Origin of the sequence: Anaerocolumna xylanovorans DSM 12503 (assembly GCF_900143645.1) — a bacterium.
Taxonomy (GTDB): Bacteria; Bacillota; Clostridia; order Lachnospirales; family Lachnospiraceae; genus Anaerocolumna; species Anaerocolumna xylanovorans.
This window is the reverse complement of sequence record NZ_FRFD01000019.1, coordinates 36,844-59,264: the sequence shown is the minus strand read 5'-3', so window position 1 is coordinate 59,264 and position 22,421 is coordinate 36,844. Positions and strand designations below refer to the sequence as shown.

Below are 22,421 nucleotides of genomic sequence, written 5' to 3'. Positions count from 1 at the left end.
TAACTGAATACGTGATCGAACAACACCCCTATAATAATTGCGCTGGTGATGTGACATGGGCTGACTGCTCGCTAAGAAAATATCTTAACAGTGAGTTTTATAACAAATTCACCGCGGCCGAACAGTCAAGAATCATTCCGGCATTGAACAAAAACCACGACAATCAGTGGTACGGTTCAAGAGGCGGAGAAGATACTTGGGATTACATATTTCTTCTAAGCATTGAAGAAGTAGTGTGTAAATATTTCGGTGACAGCAGTAAAAACCTTGAAAACCGCAGCGCCAAACAACGATACTGGTTTCAAAGGAAAGACCAAAACAACAACAAGCGAAGATCGACATTCGATGGGTATGTATGGTGGTGGTGGCTTCGGTCGTCCGGGCGTGACAATAGAAGAGCCGTATATATCCACGGCGACGGCAATGTAGGCATTCAGGGAAACGGCACCTTCCGCTACAGCAGCAACACGATTCATCCTTCAACAGGCGATAACAGCGGCGGAGTTCGTCCTGCTCTGTGGCTGAGCTTGGAATTATAAACTTGGGGCACTTTTCAAGTGGTTCGATTATCATTACAACATAAATGACATCAATGCAAAGGAGAAAATTAAAATGAGCAAGTACGAAAACGCAATGAAACTGATGGAGGAGCGGTGCGGAAATCCCCGCCCCGCTGTCCGTATGGTCTGCGCCTATTATGAAGGCGGCGTATTTTATGTTTCTACGGATGCAAAGAAAAATAAAATGCTGCAAATTGAGAAGAATACAGAGGTTTCCGTCGGTGGGTTAGGCTGGTATACGTTCCAGGGCACGGCCGGAAATCTCGGTTGGGTCAAAGACGAGAAGAATGCGGAAATTAGAGCGAAGTTCAAAAGCATCTTCGATTGGTTCGATGAAGTTGGCGACGAAAACAATCCGACCTCAATCGTTCTGCGTATCACCCTTACAGAGGGTACTATTACTGACAATGAAAGAAAATACGGTGAGCAGCAGTATGAAGTTGATTTTATCAATCGTACGGCAAAATAAATAAATCCTTATAGTATTAGTGTTCGCTCCTGTAGTCGAAGTAAAACAAAGCTACAGGAGATTCATTTAGCAAACCGGCAAACTTCAATTTAGTGACGTAGATTTACTAAAGGCACGGAAATTCCCGTGCCTTTAGTCTGTATAAATATTCTGTTTATAATGCAAACCACTCTCTTCATTTTTAAACTGAGCAGGATATAAAATTATCTGCTGACAAAGTGTAGGTCTGGATTGTCTTAGATAACAGTAAGGCCCAAAAAATTAAAAATGCGTTCCGAAATCCAAGCTCAATAATGCCTTTAAATATGCCACTAACCAGAAGGATGGCAACTGTTTCATCTGCAACAACTTAGCAGAAAACAGTATACGTCCATTCACAGTAGGTCGAGGAAATTGGTTACTTTGTATAAGTATAAAAATTCGTAGCACATTCTGCATCAAAGTTAACGGCCATTATATACATGGTAGAAGAGCTCTTTACTTCAAAATCCAGAAATCTCATATCTTGTATGCCAAAGGGGGTATAGCTGTTATCCATGATTTTTCTGAATTTTCCATTGTTTATATCAATTCTGTAAATTCCCGATTTTTTAAGCAGGTATAGATATTTTCCTGAGATTGAATAGTCATAGTCGTACTGAGAACCCAATTCTTTTGAATAATCATAGGGACTGACAAGATAGTCATAATCCGCCAGAGATATTATTTTTATTGCTTTACCGGATTTGGAATCAATTACAATGATTTTTTCCTTCGACCTATCCCGCATATAAATAAAATTGCCATTAATTTTTACATATCCGTAAGGATAATAACCGACATCATATTCTTTTGTAATCCTGCCTGCATTCAGATCAAGGAGCTGTAAATTATGATAAAGCCTTAAGCTGTCATTGTACATCGTTTCATAAGGATAATTAGCAGCAGATTCATAGGTTTCCAGAAGAACTTTCCCGTTTGATAACAGGTGGAAATCAGAATACTGGCTGTCAGTAAGGGCAGAGACTTTAACCTGATATTTTACTTTGAGGGTTTTATCCAACTGGGCGATGAAATATTTGTCGTTTGATTTATAGGACATGTACCAATTGCCGGTGCTATCCCTTTTAATATTCAGGGCTTCAGAGGTTTTTAAGGGATTGGCTTTTCCTGAATGGTTAGTGAAGCGGTAAATCTTTTCATGCCATTTTCCGGCTGACCAGGTCAGCACCCTTAAGGCATATTCCTCCCGAAGACCGGATTTGGACTTGGTCCACTTGCTGCCGTTCCATGAGTATACTTGTTTATTGCTAAAGACATCAGCATCAAGATATAAGGCCTTGTAGCAGATTGGCGTATTCTCTGGCGTCTGTTCCATGGAAAAGATACCGGCACTGACGTTAGAATTATATAATTGATCAAAAACATCATAAGACTTTTGGGTATACTGATTCAAAAGCTCAGGCTTATTGATTTCCTTTAACCTCAAGACGGGGATATTTTCAATTGCCGGATAGGAAGTCCTTTCCGGTACAAACTTTCTGATAGTATTGTATAGCTGTTCATCAATTCCTTTTTGGTTCTTTAAATCCATTTTGCTATCTAGCGCAGCATAGGAAGTATCGGCACATGTGTTATTGCTAATCTGGTATTGCAGATAAACAGCCAGAGCTAACCCGGCAGCAGGGGTAGGCTTGGAATCCGGTTTATGAAAGTTCAGCTGTTTTAAATCAGCAATTTTGGCATAGTACATGTCAATCCATAACTGATGTGCCGATAATACATTAATTTTCGTAGTATCTAACTGGTTACTATAGAAATTATGAGTACCGGTAAAATAAAGTTTGGAATCTGCCCTCATATCTGCTTTTATGTCGTCTACTTCTGTCTTTGATGGCAGAAGTCCGATAATAATGACATTATCCGCCGATGCTAGTTTACCGGAACAGCTTTTATCAGTCAATGCACTGTTTATACTGTCTGCGTAAATATAATCTACAGATAAGTGCTCATTAGGAGAGTTCAAATCCTGATAAAAAGCGGCCACTTCCGTGTTAGACAGGTCGTTGCTTAGTATAAAAAATGTATTGGTTATTTTGTCAGCAAACTCATTGGAGTTTGAAGCAGAAAGAGCTGAAGCAGTTATTGTTCCAAGTCCGGTAAATATACCGGGAATGATAAAAACCAGCATTAAGGCAGCCAGCAAAAAAGCTTTGATTTTGCGGTGTTTTTTCATTAAATACCTCCTTTAGGTTGGTATGTATTCCGTTTGTTCTCTATGTAACATAATGATTTTTCTGAATTGCGCTGCTTAGCGTGTACGAATATTCGGTCTTTACTCATTATATAGCAAAAGATGAATTATGTAAAAGAGTAATTGGGTATAGTAACTTTATGTATTTTAATATAAAATTATCCGTAAGGAAATCGCTTATATAATACCTCTTATCGATGTTTGCTCTATTTCTGATAACCAGGAAGAAAGCGGACAAGAAGCATTAATTAAAACTTTGATACACTTCCCATCAGTCCTATGCTTTCGGCAAAGAAATGTTTTCTGAAATTATAGAAAGTGGTATATTAAACCCAAGAGATAGAGGTTTTTTAACTATTATATTTTCATAAAAGAAAAAGTTGATTCAAAATCATTTACTCTTGCGGATGATTAAAGTAAAATAACGATAAACAGGAATTTGGAGGATAAATAGTATGTTAGAATTTAAGTATGATACACAGCTTCTTATTGAAGGAAAGAATTTGGATGAAGATGCTATAAATGATTATTTTACTAGTAACTTAAAAGGAGATTGCTTATTAGCTGTCGGAGACGAAGAACTTATTAAGATTCATTTCCATACTAATGAACCGTGGCAAGTATTGGAGTATTGCTCTTCTTTAGGGGAAATTTATGATATTGTGGTAGAAGATATGGAGAGACAATCCAGAGGATTACAGGGGTAATTAATTTTATGCGGGAAGATAGCTTATAAAGCAAATAGGACGGCTTCTTTTAATAGTATTTGCCGTATTTTTAGGAGGAATATCAGGATATAAGTTATTGCCTGGATTTGAGCTGGAGCACATATCTTGTATGTGGGACTTTTTTGGTATTAAAATAATGATTATAGCATCAAAAGTTCTGTTTCAATATGTATGTATATTGAGGATAAAATAGAAAGAACGAATCCGCTTATGGAAATGCATAAAACTTTTTAACTGCAAAATATGATGGATTCCTTTGAAAAATTAATTTATCAGATGACTGTTTCAAGGCAAACGAGGGCATTCCGAAACCGGAAGGAAAAAAATTACTTCTCTACAGATATAGTCCGGCCTACACGAAAGTAATGGAAGCCGTCTTTTCCGAAACAAGCGGTAGTATATCAATCTATGTAAGAGATATCATCTATTTTCTTGTAGATCTTCCCTCCGTCATTTGTTCCATAGATATCAACTATTTCACGTCATTTGCTGAAATACCCAAATACGATTAAGGTATCATTCACATAGGAAATAGATGGTCTGGATGCATCCTTATCAAAGGATGAAAATTATGTTTTTGGAGTCGAGAACGCTTTTAATGGTGTAGCTTCGGGTGGCTTTGACAGTACTGCCACTGATTCTTTTAATTCTGCATTGTCTGTGTTACCAGGTATGGTAATTTTCTTACCGCAGCTTATTGCAATCATGCTGCATGCCCCAATCATAAAAAGACAAATAATTTTCAGAAGATTTTTTTTACATAATTGATAAAGCGGACCATGTCATTAAACATATAATTGTTTTTCTTCCAAACCAGGCTGATTTGAACATGAATGGGATTGGACAATGGAATACCTGCCACACCGGAAACTAACTGTACAATGTCTTTAAATAAAAATCCACAAGCAATACCGCCCGCAATAAACTCTTTCATTGTATACAACTGGCTGGAATAATGTATGACATTAGGCACAGCTCCGTATTTGGAAAATAACTGTGTAATAACATCATTCTGAAAAAATCCGTTGTGAAATAAAATAAGCGGTTCATTTTGGATCATCGGAATCGTAACCATTTGTTCTCCGGCAAGTTTATGATTCGGGGCAGTGCAAAAAACGGTTTCTGTCTGAGTGAGATTAAGTATATGAAACATATTGCCGGAAAGGTTATTGCTTGGAACAATGGCCATATCCAAAGTTTCATCTTCAATTGCTTCGATAAGGGATTGGGTGCCCTGCTCCTGGGTAACAATGTTTACGCTGGGGTATTTTTCTTTGAATCCCCGGTATATTTTTGGGAAAAGAAAAGTGCCTATCATAGGCGGAATTCCAATACGAAGCATGTTTCTTTTATGTCCCATGTCCTCCATGATATGAGATATATTATCTGCATGTGTTAACAGGCTTTCGGCATGCTCCATGAATATTTTTCCCTCCTTTGTCAGGGAAAACCCTTTGTTCAAACGATGGAATAAGGTGATGCCGAATTCGGTTTCCAGTTCCTTAATGGCATTGGAAATGGAAGGCTGGGAAACATGCAGCTCTTCAGCCGCCCTGGTAATGTTGTTGTGTCTGCATGCCTCATAAAAATACCTCAATTGTAACAATTTCAATGTAATACCTCCTTTATTGACAAATTATAGCATATTGGTAATAATGCCTATAGTTATAGGAAAAACTTATTGATTTATAAAATAATGATAATTTACAAATTGAATTTCGTCAAGTATAATGAAAATACATATTAAATATATGCAAAAACTGCACAAAAACAGTGGCATATTTGAACAATATACACAAGAAAGGAGACATGCGTTTTAGCAATGGTATCAGCATGGCAATCGGTAAGCGGGAAAATGCGGACAATGGTACTGTCTGATTATGTCGGAAATCCGCAAAAGAAGGCATGCTGTAATCGAAACTGTTGTTTGACAGTCAGACAGCATCAAATAACGAACCAAAAGGAGTGGTATTTTTCATGGGAAAGCGGCTAATTAATAAAAGGGATGTGACAAAACAGCATTTCTGGAACAATGTGAAAGTTGTTCCCTATCTTTACATTTTGCCTAATATGATATTGTTTCTGACATTTATGATAATTCCTCTGTTTATGTCTGCATATTACAGCTTAACAAAATGGGGAGGTATGGGTAAACCAAAATTCATCGGTTTGGAGAATTATGTTAAATTATTCAAAAACGATGTCTTTCTGATTTCTCTTTTGAACACGCTGAAGCTGACCGTGGCTACGGTACCAATGTTAATGGCTTTAGCACTTTTTTTTGCAATTTTTTTGAATCAAAAGCTTAAATTCCGTGGGTTTTTCAGAAGTGCGATTTATATGCCGGCAGTTGTATCCATGGTTTCTGCCGGAATGGTGTTTGTCTGGATGTTTAATTCGCAAATCGGACTGATCAATTTTCTGCTAAAAAGTGTTGGACTGCCGGTTATTGATTGGCTAAACGATCCTAAATATGCAATGATCATGATTATCGTGGGCACATTGTGGATAAGAACCGGGTATAACATGGTAATTTATATTGCAGGATTACAGGGGATTTCACCGGAATATTATGAAGCCGCTACTGTAGACGGCGCTGGCAAATGGCAGCAATTCCGGTATATCACAATGCCTTTACTTACCTCTTCCCACCTGTTTATTTTCATTACCTGTGTTATTTATTCCTTCCGTTCCTTTGATCTTATCTATGTTATGACCAAGGGAGGCCCCCTGAATTCCACCAAAACACTCGTGGTATATATATACGACGCCGCCTTTCAAAAAAATCAGTATGGGTCTGCCTCAGCAGCCGGTATTGTACTGTTTTTTATCCTGCTGATTTTTACAATAATTCGATTCAAGATGCAAAAGGAGAGGTAGATAATGAAAGATTCAGCTGTTTTACAGGAGTATGTTAAAAAAAAGCATCCGGTGGTTATGGCTGCCCAGTATTTATTTATTGGCATAGTAACGCTTTTAGTCCTTTTTCCTTTTTACTGGATGTTTGTAACCGCTGTAAAGCCGGTAAGTGAAATATTTACCTATCCGCCGACTCTATGGCCGAGTGAATTCCACTTTAATAATTTTATAGCAGCTATAAAGGAGACAAATTTTTTAATCCTTTTTAAGAACAGTTTTATAGTAACCTTTAGCGCAACAGTCATTACAGTGTTCATCAACCTTCTGGCGGGATACGCTTTCGCAAAGTTTCAATTTAAAGGAAAAGAGGTCTGTTTCTTCATTGTATTAAGTACCCTGATGATACCGATTCAGGTCACAATGATACCGAACTATATGATCATATCCAGGCTGCATCTGCTAAACAATTATTGGGGACTTATTCTTCCTCCCTGTGCCGAAGCCTTTGGCCTGTTTTTATCCCGTCAGTTTATGTCGGAATTGCCTAATGAGCTGATTGAATCGGCAAGGATTGACGGTACTACAGAGTTTGGAATTTTCAGACATATCATCTTACCCAATTCCAAATCTTTATTAAGTGTTCTGATTATTTTTACGGTAATGTGGCGTTGGAATGATTTTCAGTGGCCCCTCATTGTTTTATCAGATAGTAAAATGTATACCGTTCAAATTGGGTTAGCTATGCTTAACGGTTCACAGTATATTAATTGGAATATGCTGATGGGTGCCTCATTGATAGCGATTTTGCCGGTGCTTATTGTGTTTTTCATATTCCAAAAGCAATTTGTGCAAGGAATTGCATCCACAGGAATCAAGGGTTAATCCCCATAATTCTTTTATAAATACCATAAAACTATATATGTAGGAGGAAACTATATGAAAAAACGTATTATCAAACAAATGGCTGGGTTTACAATTATTCTTTTTTGCGCACTGTTATCTGCTTGTGCCTCGGGTAAAACAGGATCCCAGACGGATTCTGAAAAAAACACTGGTACCTCGCAGGTTACAGGTACGGCGGAAAGCGGAAAACTGACAGCGGAAGAAGGGGCTGTTGTTAAATTCTTATATTGGGAGGGGTCTCCGTCGGACGCCGCAGCATGGGAACTGATATTTGACAAATTTAAGAAAGACCATCCGGAAATCACCCTGCAGGCAGAGGCGTATCCTTCCAATACCTATGTCAGCCAGTTAGATACCATGATAGCCGGTGACAACTGGCCGGACGTTATGCGTTATACATACCAGCGTTTAGGAAAATTCAAAGAAGCCGATGTCATGCTTGATTTGACAGATATGATTAACACAGAATCAACAGATGATCTGCTGCCGGCTTATAAACAAGCCGTTACAAGCAATGGACGCCTGGTGGGAATGCCCCATCATACGGACACTATTGGCCTATTCTACAATAAAGAGATGTTCAAAAAATCCAATATCCGGATTCCCCAAAATGCTGCCGATGGATGGACCTGGGATGAATTGAAGGAATATGCGAAAAAGTTAAAGGAAGATAATAATCTTGAATATGCATTTGGCGGAATATGGGAAAAGAATAGCGGCTATCGTTACTTACCCTTTGTTTATATGAACGGCGGTGCTGTTTTAAGCGATGACGGCACTCAAATTACCATTGATTCACCCAAAGCAAGTGAAGCTTTCAAATTATATGAAGACCTGCGCAAAGATGATTTGATTATTAATACCGGATTTACCCAGGATGCTCAGAATAACATGATGTTTGTTGCAAAAAAACTTGCCTTTGTATTTGCAGGCAGCTGGCATCTTTCCTATATGCAGGAGAACATGCCGGATAACTGGGGGGTAACCTATATGCCTCAGGTTGGCGGTAAGACAACCTCCGATATGGGCGGAAACGGCCTGTTTGCTTACAAAGGAACAAAATACCCCAAAGCATCTGCAATTTTCATTGACTATATCACAAATAAGGAGAATATGAAGGCTTTTTGTGAAGAAGGTAACTTCCTCCCTGTTCGAAAGAGTCTTATCTCGGAAGGGCTTAATTATAAGTCTTTTACCGATGAAATGAAGACCTTTACCAGTATCGTTGCAACGGTAGATGAGAAAATGGCAGCAGATGAAACCTCTACCCGTTTCCAGCAGTTGAATGCCATACTGAATGAACAGATGGATTATCTGGCAATTGATAAATCTGCTACAGCAGAGAAGGCAGTTAAAGCCATGAAAGAAGAAATGCAAGCAGCTATTGATGAGTAAATAGGAAGTAGTAAAGGAAGTTACACGTGCTAAAGCACGCAGAAGGGAGCCAAATATGAAAATTACATTTTTAGGAGCAGGCAGTTCTGTTTTCGTACGTAATGTTATCGGGGACTGCATGCTGACAGAAGGTTTACATGACGGATGCTATTCCCTCTATGATATTGATGCCCAAAGGTTAAATGACAGTTACAATATGCTGGTTAATATCAACGCCAATTCCAATAATAACCGTGCCGTTTTTGAAAGGTATGTGGGTGTGGAAAATCTGGAAGCAGCCTTAAGAAATTCGGATTTTGTTATTAATGCCATTCAGGTGGGGGGCTATGAGCCGTGTACGGTGACAGACTTTGAGGTACCTAAGAAGTATGGTCTTCGCCAGACCATTGCCGATACCTTGGGGGTTGGAGGAGTGTTCCGGGCCTTGCGTACAATTCCTGTTATGGAAATGTTTGCAGAAAAGATGGAAAAAGTGTGCCCTAATGCACTCTTTCTAAACTATTCCAATCCAATGGGTATTCTGACTGGCTATATGCTTCGTCATACCAATGTGAAAACGGTCGGACTTTGCCACAGCGTGCAAAAATGTGTGAGAGAATTGTTTGAAGGCATTGGGATGACTGAAACGGAAAATATTCAGTGGAAAATTGCAGGAATTAACCATATGGCATGGTTGTTAGAAATTATGGAAGACGGAAAAGATCTTTATCCGGAGATTAAACAGCGCTCCTTACAGGGATATCCTAAGGGCGATAAAGTACGCCACGAGATTATGCAGCGGTTTGGTTATTATGTGACGGAATCCAGTGAGCATAATGCAGAATATATGCCCTATTTCATTAAAAGAAACGCGCCTGAGCTGATTGAAAAGCTGGATATACCATTAGATGAATACCCAAGACGCTGTATCAGGCATATTAATGAATGGACCACTATGAGAAAAGAATTAACGGAAAATCCCACCCTTACCCATAAAAAATCGGTGGAATATGCAGCCAATATCATCGGAGCCCATGTAACAAACATGCCCTTTAAGTTCGGCGGCAATGTTATAAATAATGGCTTGATCTCTAATCTGCCGCCGGAAGCATGTGTGGAAGTAGCCTGTATAGCTGACAGAAGCGGAATTACACCTACTTATGTCGGAGCGCTGCCGGAGCAATGCGCTGCATTAAACCGTACAAACATCAATGTCCAGCTGCTGGCAATTCAGGCTGCAAAGACAAGGAGAAAAGAAGATGTTTATCATGCTGTAATGTTAGACCCTCATACAGCTGGTGAGCTGACCCTGGAAGAAATCACAAACATGTGCGATGAGCTCTTTGAAAAGCACAAAGATTGGATGCCTGAATATAAATAAGAAATGAGGTTTAATGTGAAAAGACATAAAATAGCCGTAATACCGGGTGACGGAATTGGGCCGGAAGTAATCTCGGAAGGAATCAATATATTGGATCGCGTAGCGGAATTGGATAAAACAATTCAATTTAACTATCAAAATTTTCCCTGGGGATGCGAATATTACCTCAAGCATAACAGGATGATGGAGAAAGACGGTATCAATCAATTAATGGCGTTTGATGCTATTTTTCTGGGGGCTGTGGGATATCCGGGAGTTCCGGATCATATCTCTCTTTGGGATCTGCTGCTGAACATTCGGAAAAGTTTTGACCAATATGTCAATCTGCGTCCGGTAGTTCTGCTAAAGGGTGCTCCCTGCCCCTTAAAAGACATCAGCAGGGAAAGTATTAATATGACCTTCATTCGGGAAAACAGTGAAGGAGAATATGCAGGAAGCGGCAGCTGGCTTTTTAAAGATACCCCTCGTGAAGTGGTACTGCAAAACGGTGTTTTCTCAAGGCATGGCTGCGAACGTATCATTCGGTATGCCTATGAATATGCACGTAAAGAAGGTAAAACCCTTACAAGTATAAGCAAAGGTAATGCACTAAATTATTCTATGGTTTTTTGGGATCAGATTTTTGAAGAAATCGGACAGGAATACCCTGATGTTAAAACTTTCAGCTATTTGGTGGATGCTGCCAGTATGTATATGATTAAAAATCCTGAACGTTTTCAGGTAGTTGTCACTTCGAATCTGTTCGGTGATATATTAACGGATCTGGGGGCTGCACTGGCCGGAGGACTTGGATTGGCAGCCGGTGCAAATCTTAATCCTGAACGCAGGTACCCATCGATGTTTGAGCCTATTCACGGTTCAGCTCCGGACATTGCAGGCCGTGGCATTGCGAATCCATTGGCAGCAATATGGGCGGTTAGTCAAATGCTTGATTTCCTGGAATATCCCCAGTGGGGACAAAAAGTACTGCGGGCAATAGAAGATTTACTGTTAGATGGTACAGTACTGACACCGGATATGGGAGGAACTGCAACGACTCACCAGGTTGGGCAGGCAATCCTTAACCGTTTAAATTAATATTTCACTGTCACGAAGTTCCCTCCCCCCTCCCTTCTGTAAAAATACCGTTAATTAGTACAATGATTTTAATAAAGGTTTGACAATAGTAAATAGGCTGGGCTGTGTGCCCAGCCTTAATTTTTAAACTTTCGTATCTATATAAACATTGTAATTGATAATTGAAAAATAACCAAACAATGACTGAAAGAATAAATGAAAAGGAGATATGTAAATAAATTGGAAAACAATAAAGATAGAATAGCTGGATGGCAAGTCAGGCGGTGCTCCCAGCCCAAGCGCACCTCATGTGCATGGATATGGCGGGGCAGATAAAAAGTATCAATAGGTTTGTCGGCACCCCACTGCTGGGGGAAGAGCAAGTTTGCTAAAGAAATTATTGACCTTGGGATTTTTGATGCAGGTTAAGACTATTATAGTATTTCTACCGGGAATTTGCATAGAGCCATGAAATCCTTTGCACTATTTGACAGGAATTTATTGCAGTGGTAAATAACGTAAAAGGGCCTTACAAGGTCGGCATCATTTATTTTAATTTCTTTCACACGTCCGGTATCGAGATAGGGTTTTACCATAATGTGAGGTAAGACAGATAGGCCTAATCCGCAGCTGACAGCATTTAAAATGGCATGGGTGCTGACACTTTCCCAGATGGGTTTAATCGTCAGGTTATGGACCATAAGTGTGCTGTCAAAGAATTCCCTGGTTCCGCTTCCCTTTTCACGGAGTATAAAATCATAGCTTGCAAGCTGGCGGATATCAGTAGAGTCGATACCGGCCATGGGATGGTTAGCTCCGCATATGAGAGTTAGCTTGTCCTCCATAATCTTTTCACTTCTAATCTGACTATTGTGGATTTCACCTTCAATAAGTGCAAAATCCAAATCATTTAGCATAATCAGCTTTTCTAATTCTTCAGAATTCTTTATTGCAGCCTGTACCTTTATCTGAGGGTGACTCTTATGGAATTCGGATACGAGTCCCGGCAGAAGATATGTCCCGGTTGTGATGCTTGCACCGATACGAAGAGTGCCAAGAGTATCCCAGTTCTTAATTTTAGCATCCAATTCATCAAAAAGTTCAATAATATGAGTAGCATAACTTAGAAAAAGCCTGCCTGTTTCAGACAGGTACAGCTTGTGTGAAATCCGGTTGAACAGGCTGACACCATAATATTCTTCCATTTCCTTAATTGCCAGGCTGACAGTTGGCTGGGCAAGAAATAGGGCATCGGCCGCCTTGGTGATACTGTTATGAGTACAGACGGCCACAAAGATCCTCATATGTCGCAATGTCATTTTATCAACTCCTTTATAATGAAAATACAATGAACTCTATTATATTATACTATTTTACTAATGTTTCAACAAGATATAAACTAATAATGACGATATTGAATATAACAGGGTATTACCGGAACATTCTAATGGAAGAATAATTTGTAATGTAAGGAAAAAAGCCAAGTAATTAGCTTGAAAAATGCGGTACCGCAAGCCTGCCTGCGGTATGCATGGGATATAAAATGAACGATACGTAATAAGAATAATAGAAAGAGAGTGTGTGTAATGACGATATTTTTATTTGTGCTCCTTGGAATTGCAGTAGGAGGGTTTGGTACATTGATAGGAGCCGGAGGAGGATTTTTGCTGACGCCGATTCTTCTTATATGTTTTCCGTCCATGACAGCGGAAACTGTTACTGCAATCTCCATGATTACTGTTTTTTTTAATTCTGCTTCCGGGTCTTCTGCCTATGCTTTTATGAAACGTATTGATTATAAAACAGGTATTATTTTCGCTATTGCAACAATTCCGGGAGCAGTTATTGGGACTATATTAACGGGATATGTCAGTCGTCAGATGTTTAACTGTATTTTTGGGGCCTTTATGGTTGTTTTTGCGGTTGTGATTATCCTTAAGAGCCGTATGGGGAACAGCAGTGCTCCAATCGACCGGGAGGGGCGTTTTCGGGTAAAAAGGAATCTGACCGACCGTGAAGGGCATGAAATATCATTTTCCTTTAATATGGTCTCCGGTATTCTCATTAGTATATTTGTGGGCCTTGTATCAGGCTTTTTAGGAATTGGCGGCGGAATCGTACATGTACCGGCATTGGTGCTTTTAGGCTTTCCGGCCCACTTTGCTACAGCTACCTCCCATTTTGCCCTGGTCTTTTCTTCTGCTGTCAGCATTTTGGTGCATTTAGGAGATGGTTCATTAACTCAAAATGCGGCTATGTCCCTTAGCATTGCCTGCGGTGCGGCAGCAGGTGCACAAATAGGAGCCCGCATATCCAAGCACATAAAGGGCTCGGTTATAATGCTTTGTCTGGCGATTGCGTTGATTTTTGCAGGTGTGCGCATTTTGTATATGGGACTTGTCTAGTTGCACACAAAATTTCTTTGAATTTACATTTTTACAAATTTTCTGATATTATAAAAGCTGTCTTTTTTGGAATGATAATAAACAAAAGCGATTATCATTTTGAGTATAAAAGACATTGTATTCACAAATAGTATGATAGCGAGTTTTATTATAAATACTTTTGCCATACAGCATGAGTCTTTAAAATAATGAGTGGCATAATGAAAGAAGAGGTATTTATGCAAAAAGAATGTATTGCCATGCTTTTAGCAGGAGGCGAGGGCAGCAGGCTGGGAGTTCTGACAAAGAACAGGGCAAAGCCGGCTGTTTATTTTGGCGGTAAATACAGGATTATTGATTTTACCTTATCCAACTGCGTCAATTCAAGAATAGATACGGTTGGTGTATTGACCCAGTATCAGCCTCATGAGTTAAATGATTATATCGGCAATGGACAGTCCTGGGACTTAGACAGGGCAAATGGGGGAATTCATATACTGCCGCCTTACCAAAGAAGAGAAGCTTCTGACTGGTATACGGGTACTGCCAATGCTATAGCACAAAATATCCCCTTTATTGACAGGTATAAGGCGGAATATGTCCTCATTCTGTCAGGGGATCATATTTATAAAATGAATTACTACCGCATGCTGGAATATCACAAAGAAAAAGGAGCGGATTGCACCATTGCGGTAATTGAGGTGGATATCAAGGAGGCTTCCCGTTTTGGAATTATGAATACAAAAGAAGACAATCAGATTTATGAATTTGAGGAGAAGCCCAAGGAGCCTAAGAGTAATAAAGCATCTATGGGAATTTATATTTTCTGTTGGGATAAATTAAAGCATTATCTTGAATTGGATGAGAAGTGTGACAATTCCGCCAATGATTTTGGGAAGAATATTATTCCTGCCATGCTTGCAGCCGGTGAAAAGATGTATGCCTACCCTTTTTATGGATATTGGAAGGATGTTGGGACGGTGGAGAGCCTTTGGGAGGCACAGATGGACTTGTTAAACCAAAAGGAAAATATACTGACAAGTGATATGCATTGGACTATTTATGCCAACAGCCCTGTACGTTTGCCCCATTATATCAGCAGCAAAGCAAAGGTAGATAACTGCATTATTACGGAAGGGTGCAGTATTTCCGGGAATATTTCTTCTTCTGTAATCTTTCAGGGAGTTACTGTGGAAGAAGGTGCATCTGTCAGTAATTCTATCATTTTACCGGGGGCCTATATTAAGAAGCAGGCTAAAATCCAAAATGCTATTGTTGATGAAAATACAGTTATCGGTGAGATGTCCTGTATCGGAGAAGCTGCTCCTGAAAATACTGAAAAATCTATCCCGTTAACGGTTATCGGCAGAAACGTTCACATACAGGATTCTGAAGCAGTGGAAGGAAACATGATGGTTGACGTTGACCACCGGGAGGTAATAAGTTGAAAAATGCGATGCATTTTTCAACTACGTATTCAGGAATATCAAATCAAAGATTTGATGTTCACGAAAGGAGTTAAAATGAACCTGAATGCAATCGGGATCATATTTTCCAATATGCATGATGAAGAGATGCATGAAATAACAGGCAGCAGAACCATGGGGGCACTTCCCTTTGGCGGCAAATATCGTTTAGTGGATTTTGCTTTATCCAACATGCGAAATTCTTCCGTTGCAAGTGTAGGAATTGTAGCCAAGAGCAATTACCAGTCTTTGCTTGAACATTTAGGTTCCGGCAAGGAATGGGATTTGGCAAGAAAAAGGGAAGGGTTATTCCTGTTTCCGCCCTATGGACGCTCATCAGCGGGGATTTACAAGAATAAAATCGAAGCCTTAAATGGCATCATGACATATATTGACAGATCCAGATATGATTATGTTATTATCACGGATTGCGATACCATTTGCAATATGGATTGGGAGGAGCCGCTATCCTTTCATATTACCCAGGGAGCTGATATCACGGTGATTTCCTATAAATTGAAAGCGGAAGAGGAGAGAAAGAAAGAAACCGTTTACAGCTTATCCCCAGAAGGACTGGTAACCGATATGAAAATATCTCAAACAGCAAAGGAATCGGATATCATCGGGACAAACATGTGGATTACCGGTAAACAGTTTCTGGTCAGTATGATTCAGGAGGCTATGGCCTACAGCCTGACAGATATTGAAAAAGATATTTTTCAGAAAAATCTATGCCGGTACAAAATTGCGGCATGGGAATATAATGGATTCCTTCGAAAAATTAACTCGTTAAATGATTATTTCAAGGCAAATATGGATATTCTGGAGCCGGAGGCAAGGAAAGTACTTTTCTACAACCATGGTCCGGTCTACACAAAAGTAATGGATGAAATCCCGGTCCGGTACGGACATAAAGCAAAAGTATCTCATAGCCTGATAGCAGACGGCTGTCTCATAGAAGGTCAGGTGGAAAACAGTATATTATTTTCTGCAGTCACGGTCGAAAAGGGAGCAGTAGTAAAGGATTCCATTCTGATGAAAGGAACATATGTAGGGGAAAATGCAATTCTTCAGTATGTACTATCGGATAAAGCTGTTACTTTTAGCAATGGAAGAATGTTAGTTGGCTGTGAACAGCAGCCTATTTATGTGAATAAAGGAAGCAAGCTGTAAGAAAGCTATCTGCAAGAAAGCCAGGGCATCAAAAATTCGAGGGAATTTTTGATGCCCTGGCTTATTAAAAGCGGCTGGAAATGTGCCATTATCCATAAGGTGTGGACAATTCAGGAAGACAAGGATTTTTTGATTTTTGAAGTGGAAAAGGATAGGGCAATATTAGTTAAAGCTTTTACTAAAAAGAGGATTTAAACACCTTAAATGCCGGCAGACAAAAAGAGGTATTGAACATAATAGACAGCCTGTTCAAATCACAACTTTTCTAATTTCATATTGAGAGTTAATAATTAGCCATAATTGAGGGTTGAAAACGGTTATGTTCCATATACTTATCCCTCTCAAATTATATTTTGATACCAAATCTAATGTGGCATTAATCGTTCGGGAATTAATAAACCAAACAATATGATTCACAAGATTATTCGTAGTATAAGTAAAATAAGGTGTTTGAGAGACATCATCAAAGTGGATAATGGCTCCATTCTCATTTGCCAGGTTATTAACATTATCAAATGAGATAAGATTTACATTAGAAAGACCGGCTACATAAGGCAACTCCCAGTCATAACCTAAAGTTGCTATGCCGATAATTATTTTGTCAGGCGGAATAAAATTCAGAACGTAATTCAAAAATACTTCAGTTCGGGAAACAGAGGTGATTGGTGAGGGGGGATTAATATTAAATGCCCATTCATAACTCGTGAATATTACATTTTGTGCTAAACGGTTTATTAGGGAGTAATCTATTTTTTGAAAGTCTACCTCGTTATTTATTTCATTTATATTGGGGTTAATAGTAACAAATACTTGATATCCCTCTTCGTTCAAACGGCTTGTTACGTTTACAAGATAACTTTCATACAGCTGGATATTAGATAAACTTATATATTGTAAGGAAAGATTTAAACCCAAATAACCTTTTGATTTTAAGATAGTTAGTATATTTTCTATTTGTCTATTTTGGAACTCTTCGTTTAAAAGTATATCAAAGTCCGCTTTTACGTTTGCTTCTCCTTGAATGGTTAGTGTGGTTAACAACATTAGAGGAGCAACACCATAAGCCTTTGATATCTGTATTATCTCCGTATCATCATAATACGATATTATATCTCCGTCATTGGTGGCAGTATAGTTTAATATCGAAATGTATGTTAAATACGGCAAGGTCCTTCTTAGAGTAGTTTTATCGATATTAGGGACAGTATTACCATGCGTTGTTATTACCCCTTTTTTAGTATAACTGATAATAATAGTATCACCCGGATATAGATATTCTCTATCTGCCAGGTAAGGGTTGTTGGCTAATAATTGAATGATAGATACATTATAATAATCAGCTATATTTGCTAGTGTGTCTCCCTCTTTAACTGTGTATATTGTTTCTGGTTTTACAATAACGATTGATCGACCAATTGTCAAATTATCAGGGGTATTAAGGTTGTTGTCTTGAATAAGCTTATCTGCAGGTACTCCATAATATTCTGCTATTGATTGGATGGTTTCACCAGGTTTGACAATGTGTATTATCATAACAATCCTCCATGCATATCACAGGTTTGCCTGCGATACTGCTTAAATAGAAAGTGAAAATTGTTTTTTAATTTTCACATTATACCTCATAGATATAGTTATAATAATATATGGGAATAAGCAATAATAGTTTAATAAAACAGTGATAAAATTAAATCCTTTGAGTTTTTATGGCGCATTTTATTGTGAATTTTTAATGGTATTAAATTAATGGTAAACATTACAGAATTTAATTCCATTTATCATTGCTTCGTACTATTTTAATCATGATACCTGTGTCATCAATGACATAAACAGTACTTTTATCACTAAAGCAATAGCTGGAAATCGCTGATTGCAAAGGGATACACCCTTTAGAGGCCCAGGCTTTTCCTTCGTCTGAAGAACAAAACATAATATAGTTAGGAAGAGCATCTCCATTAATCACATATTTTAAAATCATAAAGCTGTCTTTTCCGATAAAGCAGGGAGGAAATCCATCAATATATGCATAGTCTAAATCTTTGGGTGGTTGTACAGTTGAAGTATTCCATGTCTTTCCTTTATCGGTTGAAATATATAGATAAGCATTATCATTTCCGTGATAAATACTTGCTATATATCCATTACCATCTTTATTAAAAGCGATTCCGGTAGGATAGCCGTCGATGTATGATATATCGGCTGTTTTTTTATAGGTCTTTCCTCCGTCATTTGTTTGGAAGAGGAGTTTAGGCATTAATCCGCAGGCTGGACTACCGCAGCATAACAAATATCCGTTTTTCTTATCTATAAAGCTGCTGAATATATCGCCGCCTCCTGAAAGCTTTAGCGCAGAATCCTTTATATGACTTGTGTACCAGGTATCTCCATTATCTTTTGTCCTGTAAATATCAACGGTTTCACGCTCTTTGTTAAAATAGCCAATTACGATTAAGGTACCATTCACACAGGAAATGGATGGCCTGGATGCATCCTTATTGAAGGATAAAAATTTATGTATCTCTTTATGGGTAATCCAGGCATCGCTTGTTGTTATTAAACTGCCGTCAAATAATAATGCCCACCCCCTGTTGCTGTCCTTCATATATATGGTACATACGTTCTTTAAGATAGCTGGCTGTTGTACGGCTTTTGCAGGTGAAGTTACTTTTAATGGTGTTATTGCAGACGGCTCTGGGTTTGTTATCGTTGATTCTTTAGCTTCTGTATTATCTGGTTTATCAGGCGTTGAAATCTGCTTACTGCAGCTTATTGTAATGATGCAATAAGTCAAAAAGGTACATAGGACAAATAATTTTTTCTTCATAGTTTTTACCTGCAATAAATAATTTATTTAAGAATTCATTTACAGTGTAGTACAAATGATATTGTCCTTCAATAGATAACTCTTTTACATAATTAATAAATTAAAGATTACAGCAAGAATGGTTGTGAAAAGTGGAATAAATAAAAGAGCAATTATACCGGCCAGCTTTTGCTTTATATCTTTTTCATCCTTAATTGCATTCATTACCAATAAAAACTCTTTCTTATTAAAAATAATTTCATAGGATATTTCAAATATAGATGAAAAAATAAATATCCCCAGTATTCGAAAAAGAATGTTGTCAATAAGTCCTGCTATTGCTATTAATAAAAAGAAAGAGATTAAATTTGCAGTCTTACTGTAATTGTTGTTCATACGGGGTCGCTTTATAGCCATGTTATACCTCTTCTTTTGAGTTGCATTCTTCCATATTTATTATTGACTCTTCATAAAGTTCTTTTGCCGCTGATTTATAATGCTTTAACTCATAAAAATACCATACCCAGTTTAACGTAAACAAGGGCAGACAAATCCCGGTCAGTATGGTTGCAGTCAACAGCCGCTCATATGATTTTTCAATATGAATTAAATAAAGATGAAGATAGGGGCCTATATAAATAAGTCCATAGCAAATATGGGCTATTAATTTTGGTTTCAAAAGCTTTTCAAGATCTTTTAACGAAGTTTCTTTCGTTTTATTCTTTCTCATTTAGATCCTCCATGCATATCGCAAGTTTACTTGCGATACTGCCGAAATAGAAAGTTGAAAAATGTAATGCATTTTTCAATCTAACCCCTAATCATTGATAAAACATAATTTTTCAATAGAATTATATCAAAAGTTACTGGGAGTTTATAGATGAAGTATATGGAAGGAAATATAAATAACAATTAAATATCCCTGTCATTCCTTGCATTTGCCATATACACAACAAAACTAAATTTAAGTTGTATTTTATTACAATGAATAGTAATGTTTAAAATATAGTATTTTTATACAGAGGGGATTTTGAGATGATGAAAAAGGATAAGTTGTTAATAAGCATATTTGTAATTTGTCTAATTATGACTGGGTGTGGGACTAAAGATATAACATCAGCGGGAAAAACCGGCAATAATAATATAGCAGGAAACATGAATGCCCAGGCTCCGGGAGAAACTGATACTGATATAAAGTCAAACGATGATGGAAAACTCAAATTATCGCATAATGAAATGTTAGCTTATAATGGTTACATGGATTCTGTCGAAAGTTGGTTTGGAACCAAATATGAATTAAGTGATTACGATAATGATGGATTAACGGATAGGGTATACAGAGAGGCATCTTATACAGAGCCAAGCAAAAAATCACAGGGCTTAGTGCCTGATAAGGTGAGTTTTCGTATAGATTTTGGTAATGGTGATAGTTTGGAGCTTGGAATGTTTGATGACGCATTTCTTGGTATAAAAATAATAGGAGCCGACTTAACAGGCGATGGTAACAATGAAATTATTTTTTTAGGACATCATGATGCGATGACAGAACCGGAATCTTATAGTGAAACAGCAGTCTTTCGTAAAACCGGGGCGGAGTATGAAAGGATATCTTTACCGGCTCCTGTCGACGACACTACAAGTGATAAATATCTTGCTGGTTATCCGGTATATGCAAAAAATGATACTGACAGTGAAATAACTTTATTTGCTGATTATGTAAATTATGAGGAAGTAATTCAGATTGAAAGAAACGACAACAATCGGGATGTAAGATATCGTGATAACGATTTGATCAGCAGCTACGCCTGGGGTATTGGAACAGAAAAATATGAGGATAAAACAGCTTTCGTATTATATCAAAAAATTGGTGGCAGAAACTATTATAAAAACAATTTAAAGATACTTTTATTATGGCAGGACGATGAATTTAAGCCGGTGAAAATGGAAACGGTTGATCAACATTATGAATGGTAAAAATAAATAAAGGGGCTTTTGCCCCATAGACTATTCGTCTATTTTACAAAAGCCCCTTAATCAATAAGGTATATAATTATGCTGTTAAGAAAATAAATCTTCCTAAGGCTCATTGTAAAGACATATTTCATCGGGTTACAATGCATATACGGAATGGGATTCTCCCCCGCTCTTAGAGTTTACCGTAATACCGGTGTATTGCTTGGGCCGTATATTCGGCACATCCTTTTCCAAACTGATTATCCGTTGCCTCTGCTAATTTTTCATATTCCTTATATTCTTTTGCCAAATCCAGTAGTATAGCTCTTGCATTATCCAAATTAAACATATTCTTGTAAAGCTCTGCCAGCCTTGCAATGGCGTCTTTCTCCAAATCGGTATTTCCCGATTCTTTTGCCTGCATAAGCTGTTTGTAGATTTCCACATTTTTTGCCTGCTGTTGTGTTTGTTCTTCTTTATTTGGTACTGATTGAAGGGCAGCTTCCACAGCTTTTTCTTTACTGCCATACCATTTCAGTATATCTGCTACTGCCTGTTCATTTTGAAAACCGGCAGTCAGATATTCCCGGTACTTTTCTATGCTGCCATATTTTTTTACTTGTTCGGCAAGGGTTTCTTTTGACATATTTTCCAGTGTATGGTCTAACATTTTCTGTACATCGTCATCACTAAATGCTTCAAAACTCATTGTATTAACTCCTTTCATCACGTCCGTTAACAACTCGATAATTCCATTTAAGCGATTTCGTTTGCTTTCCAGCAGAGACTTTTGCGCTAATAAGGCTTGCTCTTTATCATAATCAGGATCATCCATAATTTTCTTAATATCTGTCAATGGTATCGCTAATTCTCTAAAGAACATGATTTGCTGTAGTTTTTCTAATGACTTGTTATCATAGAGTCGATAACCAGCTTCTGTTAATTGCGTTGGCTTTAATAATCCGATTTCGTCATAATACCGAAGTGTTCTTATACTTACTCCGGTAATTTCAGAAACATCTTTTACTGTTTTCATTTTTACCTCCTTTCAGTTCAAGCCTAAACCATTACGCCACGAGAGA

General features: G+C 38.0%; 21 protein-coding genes and 1 pseudogene. 13 read left to right on the top strand and 9 right to left on the bottom strand.

Annotated features, from left to right (window positions below):
* From BUF11_RS24565 to BUF11_RS24185, 3 genes and pseudogenes are all read left to right on the top strand, one after another.
* Nucleotides 1–539 (top strand): DUF6273 domain-containing protein (locus tag BUF11_RS24565; protein ID WP_175562114.1); only part of this gene is annotated, 539 nt, incomplete at its 5' end.
* 73 nt (nt 540–612) lie between these two features.
* Nucleotides 613–1,029 (top strand): pyridoxamine 5''-phosphate oxidase, encoded by a 417-nt coding sequence (locus tag BUF11_RS23405; RefSeq protein WP_073591288.1) that lies wholly within the window; start codon nt 613–615, stop codon nt 1,027–1,029.
* Between the two features lie 265 nt (nt 1,030–1,294).
* Nucleotides 1,295–1,447 (top strand): annotated as a pseudogene (locus BUF11_RS24185) (IS66 family transposase); the annotation flags it as partial.
* Here the strand turns inward: BUF11_RS24185 and BUF11_RS23395 are convergent.
* Complete coding sequence (locus BUF11_RS23395) at nt 1,427–3,244, bottom strand: YncE family protein (protein ID WP_073591287.1); 1,818 nt, start codon at nt 3,242–3,244, stop codon at nt 1,427–1,429. The pseudogene BUF11_RS24185 and the gene BUF11_RS23395 sit on opposite strands and share 21 nt — an antisense overlap.
* A 473-nt stretch (nt 3,245–3,717) precedes the next feature.
* Here BUF11_RS23395 and BUF11_RS23390 point away from each other — a divergent pair, with 473 nt between their 5' ends.
* A complete protein-coding gene (locus BUF11_RS23390) occupies nt 3,718–3,969 on the top strand; it encodes a kinase to dihydroxyacetone kinase (protein WP_073591286.1) in 252 nt (83 codons plus the stop codon).
* Nucleotides 3,970–4,559: 590 nt separating this feature from the next.
* Here the strand turns inward: BUF11_RS23390 and BUF11_RS24560 are convergent.
* Nucleotides 4,560–4,697: a hypothetical protein gene (locus tag BUF11_RS24560; RefSeq protein ID WP_175562141.1), complete on the bottom strand. Its 138-nt coding sequence runs from the start codon at nt 4,695–4,697 to the stop codon at nt 4,560–4,562.
* Nucleotides 4,698–4,732: 35 nt separating this feature from the next.
* On the bottom strand, nt 4,733–5,602 hold the full coding sequence (locus BUF11_RS23385) for a LysR family transcriptional regulator (RefSeq protein ID WP_073591285.1): 870 nt from the start codon (nt 5,600–5,602) through the stop codon (nt 4,733–4,735).
* A gap of 365 nt (nt 5,603–5,967) precedes the next feature.
* On the opposite strand from BUF11_RS23385, the gene BUF11_RS23380 reads away from it, so the two are divergent.
* The 5 genes from BUF11_RS23380 to BUF11_RS23360 are packed head-to-tail and all read left to right on the top strand — an operon-like array spanning nt 5,968 to nt 11,584.
* On the top strand, nt 5,968–6,870 hold the full coding sequence (locus BUF11_RS23380) for a carbohydrate ABC transporter permease (protein WP_084558852.1): 903 nt from the start codon (nt 5,968–5,970) through the stop codon (nt 6,868–6,870).
* A 3-nt stretch (nt 6,871–6,873) separates the two neighbouring features.
* A complete protein-coding gene (locus BUF11_RS23375) occupies nt 6,874–7,731 on the top strand; it encodes a carbohydrate ABC transporter permease (RefSeq protein WP_084558851.1) in 858 nt (285 codons plus the stop codon).
* Between the two features lie 54 nt (nt 7,732–7,785).
* On the top strand, nt 7,786–9,147 hold the full coding sequence (locus BUF11_RS23370) for an ABC transporter substrate-binding protein (RefSeq protein ID WP_073591284.1): 1,362 nt from the start codon (nt 7,786–7,788) through the stop codon (nt 9,145–9,147).
* Between the two features lie 55 nt (nt 9,148–9,202).
* Nucleotides 9,203–10,507, top strand: a complete 1,305-nt coding sequence (gene melA / locus BUF11_RS23365; protein WP_073591283.1) for an alpha-glucosidase/alpha-galactosidase — start codon at nt 9,203–9,205, stop codon at nt 10,505–10,507.
* A 15-nt stretch (nt 10,508–10,522) separates the two neighbouring features.
* Nucleotides 10,523–11,584 carry an isocitrate/isopropylmalate dehydrogenase family protein gene (locus tag BUF11_RS23360; protein ID WP_139243501.1) on the top strand — a complete coding sequence of 354 codons (1,062 nt, stop codon included), beginning with the start codon at nt 10,523–10,525 and terminating at the stop codon, nt 11,582–11,584.
* 413 nt (nt 11,585–11,997) lie between these two features.
* Here BUF11_RS23360 and BUF11_RS23355 read toward each other — a convergent pair whose 3' ends face one another.
* A complete protein-coding gene (locus BUF11_RS23355; protein ID WP_073591281.1) occupies nt 11,998–12,882 on the bottom strand; it encodes a LysR family transcriptional regulator in 885 nt (294 codons plus the stop codon).
* A gap of 267 nt (nt 12,883–13,149) precedes the next feature.
* Between BUF11_RS23355 and BUF11_RS23350 the strand changes: the two genes are divergently transcribed.
* The 3 genes from BUF11_RS23350 (at nt 13,150) to glgD (ending at nt 16,586) form a co-directional block, all read left to right on the top strand.
* Nucleotides 13,150–13,968: a sulfite exporter TauE/SafE family protein gene (locus BUF11_RS23350; protein WP_073591280.1), complete on the top strand. Its 819-nt coding sequence runs from the start codon at nt 13,150–13,152 to the stop codon at nt 13,966–13,968.
* A 218-nt stretch (nt 13,969–14,186) separates the two neighbouring features.
* Entirely contained in the window at nt 14,187–15,395 is a 1,209-nt protein-coding gene (locus BUF11_RS23345) for a glucose-1-phosphate adenylyltransferase (protein ID WP_073591292.1), read from the top strand.
* 75 nt (nt 15,396–15,470) lie between these two features.
* Nucleotides 15,471–16,586 (top strand): glucose-1-phosphate adenylyltransferase subunit GlgD, encoded by a 1,116-nt coding sequence (gene glgD, locus BUF11_RS23340; RefSeq protein WP_175562140.1) that lies wholly within the window; start codon nt 15,471–15,473, stop codon nt 16,584–16,586.
* A gap of 249 nt (nt 16,587–16,835) precedes the next feature.
* Here the strand turns inward: glgD and BUF11_RS23335 are convergent, their stop codons facing one another.
* The 4 genes from BUF11_RS23335 to BUF11_RS23320 form a co-directional block, all read right to left on the bottom strand.
* Nucleotides 16,836–18,119 (bottom strand): LysM peptidoglycan-binding domain-containing protein, encoded by a 1,284-nt coding sequence (locus tag BUF11_RS23335; protein WP_073591279.1) that lies wholly within the window; start codon nt 18,117–18,119, stop codon nt 16,836–16,838.
* A gap of 229 nt (nt 18,120–18,348) precedes the next feature.
* Nucleotides 18,349–19,407, bottom strand: coding sequence for a WD40/YVTN/BNR-like repeat-containing protein (locus tag BUF11_RS23330; protein WP_073591278.1), 1,059 nt, complete (start codon nt 19,405–19,407; stop codon nt 18,349–18,351).
* An 84-nt stretch (nt 19,408–19,491) separates the two neighbouring features.
* Nucleotides 19,492–19,803, bottom strand: a complete 312-nt coding sequence (locus BUF11_RS23325) for a hypothetical protein (protein WP_073591277.1) — start codon at nt 19,801–19,803, stop codon at nt 19,492–19,494.
* A 1-nt stretch (nt 19,804) separates the two neighbouring features.
* Nucleotides 19,805–20,116, bottom strand: a complete 312-nt coding sequence (locus BUF11_RS23320) for a hypothetical protein (RefSeq protein WP_073591276.1) — start codon at nt 20,114–20,116, stop codon at nt 19,805–19,807.
* A gap of 305 nt (nt 20,117–20,421) precedes the next feature.
* On the opposite strand from BUF11_RS23320, the gene BUF11_RS23315 reads away from it, so the two are divergent.
* On the top strand, nt 20,422–21,360 hold the full coding sequence (locus BUF11_RS23315) for a hypothetical protein (RefSeq protein ID WP_073591275.1): 939 nt from the start codon (nt 20,422–20,424) through the stop codon (nt 21,358–21,360).
* Nucleotides 21,361–21,532: 172 nt separating this feature from the next.
* On the opposite strand, the gene BUF11_RS23310 is transcribed toward BUF11_RS23315, so the two are convergent.
* On the bottom strand, nt 21,533–22,375 hold the full coding sequence (locus BUF11_RS23310; protein ID WP_073591274.1) for a MerR family transcriptional regulator: 843 nt from the start codon (nt 22,373–22,375) through the stop codon (nt 21,533–21,535).
* Between the last annotated feature and the right edge of the window lie 46 nt (nt 22,376–22,421).